The organism is Pseudonocardia pini, assembly GCF_013870575.1.
GTDB lineage: Bacteria > Actinomycetota > Actinomycetes > Mycobacteriales > Pseudonocardiaceae > Pseudonocardia > Pseudonocardia pini.
This window is the reverse complement of record NZ_JACBXB010000509.1, coordinates 1-4070: the sequence shown is the minus strand read 5'-3', so window position 1 is coordinate 4070 and position 4070 is coordinate 1. Positions and strand designations below refer to the sequence as shown.

The 4070-nt window shown below is 74.2% G+C and carries 3 protein-coding genes and 1 pseudogene; 3 read left to right on the top strand and 1 reads right to left on the bottom strand.

Annotated features, from left to right (window positions below):
• Nucleotides 1-532, top strand: a pseudogene (locus tag H5J29_RS23525) (DNA repair protein RecN); the annotation flags it as partial.
• A 66-nt stretch (nt 533-598) separates the two neighbouring features.
• On the opposite strand, the gene H5J29_RS23520 reads toward H5J29_RS23525, so the two are convergent.
• The gene (locus H5J29_RS23520) at nt 599-1951 is read right to left on the bottom strand and encodes an alpha/beta hydrolase family protein (protein ID WP_181783210.1); all 1353 of its coding nucleotides are present in this window, start codon (nt 1949-1951) and stop codon (nt 599-601) included.
• A 302-nt stretch (nt 1952-2253) separates the two neighbouring features.
• Here H5J29_RS23520 and steA point away from each other — a divergent pair, with 302 nt between their 5' ends.
• The gene (gene steA / locus H5J29_RS23515; RefSeq protein WP_181783211.1) at nt 2254-3441 is read left to right on the top strand and encodes a putative cytokinetic ring protein SteA; all 1188 of its coding nucleotides are present in this window, start codon (nt 2254-2256) and stop codon (nt 3439-3441) included.
• Nucleotides 3438-4070, top strand: a 633-nt coding sequence (locus H5J29_RS23510; RefSeq protein WP_181783209.1) for a copper transporter, incomplete at its 3' end; no start/stop codon positions are given. The genes steA and H5J29_RS23510, both read left to right, overlap by 4 nt.

Sequence of the window (4070 nt, the reverse complement as noted above, 5' to 3'; positions counted from 1 at the left end):
CGGCGGCCAGTGGGTCGCCGCGGGGTCCGACGGGGTGGACGAGGTGGAGCTGCGGCTCGTCCCGCACCCCGGCTCGGCCCCGCAGCCCCTGCACAAGGGCGCCTCCGGCGGCGAGCTGTCGCGGGTCATGCTGGCCCTCGAGGTCGCCCTGGCGGGCTCGGACCCGGTGCCCACCATGGTGTTCGACGAGGTGGACGCCGGGGTCGGCGGCCGGGCGGCGGTGGAGATCGGGCGCAGGCTCGCCCGGCTCGCCCAGCGGCACCAGGTGATCGTGGTGACGCACCTGCCGCAGGTCGCGGCCTACGCGGACCGCCATCTGGTCGTGCAGAAGAAGCGCGGCGAGGGGATCACCCGCAGCAGCGTGCGCACGCTCCCGGAGTCGGACCGGATCGTCGAGCTCGCCCGCATGCTCGCCGGCCTGGACGACACCGACACCGGCCGGGCCCACGCGGAGGAGCTCCTGGCCGCGGCCCGCTCACACCGCGAGCAGGACCGCGCGACGCCGAAGAAGCGCACCCGCTCGTCGAGATGAACCAGGGTGTCGTTCGATCATGCTCTGGACGACACCCTGGTTCATCTCGACGGCAGCGGCGGGCGGTCAGCGGGCGGTCAGCCACTGGGTCACGGCGTCGAGGACGGTGGGGTCGATCGTGGTCTCGATCGTCGAGTACTCGGCGGGGCTGCCGGTCTGGGCGGGCTGCATGAGGTGGTTGAGGCCCTCGAAGGTGCGGACCTCGGAGCCGGGGGCCGCGGCGAGGGCCTCGCGCATGGGCTGCTCGCTCTGCGCGGGCGGGACCTGCAGGTCCTTCGAGCCGAAGAAGGCGAACACCGGGATCCGCAGGGCGCGGAGCGCCGGCTGCGGGTCGTAGGTGAGGAAGGGGCCGAGGGTCGCGACCTGCGCGGCCGCGGCATCCGCCTGGTCAGCGGGGAGGCCCTGTCCCACGGCCTGCGCGCGGGCCAGCGCCCGCGCTCCCTCGCGGTCGCCCGCGCGGAACCGCTCCACGAGCTGCCGCACCCCGTCGACCTGGGCGGCGACCTGGTCCGGGGGCAGCCCGGCGGCGGCGAGCAGGAGCTCGTTCTGCTCGATCAGCACGTCCCCGCCCGGCACCGCGGGGCCTGCCATCAACACCGCGAACGCGATGTCGCCGGGTGCCGAGCGCTGCGCCGCGAGCGGGGCGAGGTAGCCGCCCTCGCTGTGCCCGAACAGACCCACCCGAGCAGGGTCGACCTCGGGACGCGCGCGGAGGAACGCCACGCCGGCGCGGGCGTCGTCGGCCAGGTCGGCGTAGGGGGTGTCGTCGATCGTTCCGGTGGAGCCGCCGACGCCGCGGTCGTCGGTCCGCAGCACGGCGAACCCGGCCCTGGTGAGGGCGTCGGCGAGCACGAGGAAGGGTTTGTGCGAGGCCAGCGTCTCGTCCCGGTCCTGCGCGCCGCTGCCGGTGATCATCACGACCGCGGGGAAAGGACCCGGCCCCTCGGGGGTCGTGACCGTGCCCGCGAGCGTGACCGGTCCGCTCGGGAACGTGACGTCCTCGCTGCGGTAGGGGTACGGCGGCTGCGGCTCCTGCGGCCGGGCCGGCGGCGGTAGCGTGCCCCTGGCCAGCGAGAACGGGATGTTCTGGCCGCCCTGGCTCAGGGTTCCACTGATCGCCTCGCCCTGGATCGTTCCGGTGAAGACGGGCGCCCCGGGGACGTCGGGGAGCGCGAACCGGATCGCGTCCCCGGTGAGCGAGACCTCGCTGAGGGGCGCTCCCGCGACCATCTGCACCGGGATGTCGATCGTGCCCGACGCCTGGTCCTGGCCGATGTGGACCGCGAACGGCAGCGGCTGACCGGGCACCTCCATCGTTCCCTGCCAGTCCCCGGCGAACGTCGGCGGTGCCGGTGCCTCGGACGAACACGCCGCCATCAGGAACAACAGAACGAGGACCGACGCCCCCCGACGCACCATGCCCCGATCCTGCCCCGACCGCCCGGGCGGCGCCGGATCGGAACACGCCGCAACGGCCCGCGCACCGCCGGAGCGGTGAGTCGGGATGTCCGACTCGCGCGTCGAAACTGGGGGACTCGCGCGTCGAAACTGTGGGACTCGCGCGTCGAAACTGTGGGACTCGCGCGTCGGAAGTGGGGGACTCGCGCGTCGGAAGTGGGGGACTCGCGGGTCGGGGGTGGCGCGGGAGGGTGGGTGACGCCGCGGTCACGGTGCGGCGCGCCTTCACCGATCGGGCCGCCCCCGGTGCGAAGGTGCCCGCCATGAAGCTCTCCGGCCTGCTGCACCGCTCGCGACCCGAGCTGCCCGGGCTCGCCGGGACGGCCCGCGTCGACAAGCGGACGGACGCCCTGCTGAAGCGGCTGAAGCCCGGTGACGTCGCCGTGCTCGACCAGATCGACATGGACCGCACCACCGCCGACGCCCTGATCGCCGCCGAGGTCGCGTTCGTGCTCAACGCCGCCCCGTCGATCTCCGGCCGGTTCCCCAACCTCGGCCCCGACGCGCTGATGGCCGCCGGGATCACGCTGGTCGACGACCTCGGGCCGGACATCATGCACGCCGTCAAGGACGGTGCGCGGATCCGCGTGCACGAGGGTGTGGTGTACGCGGGCGAGCTGGAGCTGGGCCGCGGCACCGAGCAGACCACCGAGTCGGTGGCCGACGCGCTCGTCGAGGCCAAGGCGGGGCTCACCCACCAGCTCGAGGCGTTCGCCGCCAACACCACCGAGTTCATGCGCCAGGAGCGCGCCCTGCTGCTCGACGGGTACGGCGTGCCCGAGGTGGACGTCGAGCTGGACGGCCGCCAGGTCCTCGTCGTCGCGGCGGGCTTCGACCACGCGAAGGACCTGCGCAGGCTCGCCCACTTCATCCGCGAGTACCAACCGGTGCTCATCGGGGTCGGGGCGGGCGCCGACGCGCTGCGGGCCGCCGGGCACAAGCCGCACCTGATCGTCGGCGACCCGTCCGACGTCTCGGACGAGGCTCTGACCTGCGGCGCCGACGTCGTCGTGCCCGCATTCGCCGACGGCCACGCGCCCGGCCTGCACAAGGTCCAGGACCTCGGCGCGAGCGCGGTGACCTTCCCGTCGAGCGCGAACCCCGAGGACCTGGCGCTGCTGCTGGCGCACCACCACGGGGCGTCGATGATCGTCACGGTCGGGCTGTCGGCGACCATGGTCGAGTTCCTCGACCGCGGTCGGTCCGGCAGCAACGCCTCCACCTTCCTCACCCGCCTGCAGACCGGCGGCACGCTCGTCGACGGCCGGGTGATCGCGCAGCTCTACCGGAGCCGGATCTCCACCGGCGCGCTGCTGCTGCTGATCGTGGCGGCGCTCGTCGCGGTCGTGGCCGCGCTGCTGATGTCCCAGGCGGGCGACGCGGTGGTCACCTGGCTCAGCACGACGTTCACGGCGCTGGTCGAGACGGTCGAGGGCTGGTTCGCGCGGTGATCTCGCTGAAGTACCACGCGGTCTCGATCGCGGCGGTGTTCCTGGCGCTCGCGGTGGGTGTCGTGCTCGGGGCGAGCGGCCTGTCCGACCGCCTGCTCGCCGCGGTGTCCACGGACCGCGACTCACTGTCCACACAGGTCGACACGCTGACCGCCGAGCGGGACTCGCTGCTGGACCGACAGGCCGCCGCGGACCAGTTCGCCGCGCGCGTCGGGCCTGCCGCGGTGAGCGGGCTGCTGAGCGGGCGGAGCGTCGCGTTCGTCCAGGCGGGCGGGGACCAGACCGACCAGGAGTCCGTGATCCGGCTGATCGGGCAGGCGGGCGGGACGGTGACGGGCTCGATCACCCTCACCGACGCCGTCAGCGACCCCGCCCGGTCCGGCCAGCTCAACGAGCTCGCCGCGAGCCTGCTGCCCGCCGGCGCCCAGCTCCCGGCCGCCTCGGACACCGGCAGCCTCGCCGGTGGCCTGCTCGGCAGCGTGATGACCAGCAAGAACGCCGCGACGGCCGACCAGTCGGGCGCGGTGTGGACCGGGCTCGCCGACGCCGGTTTCGTGCAGCCCGGGACGGCGCCCGGACCGGCGGACATGATCGTCGTGCTGACGGGCGGGTCGCAGCAGGGCACGGAC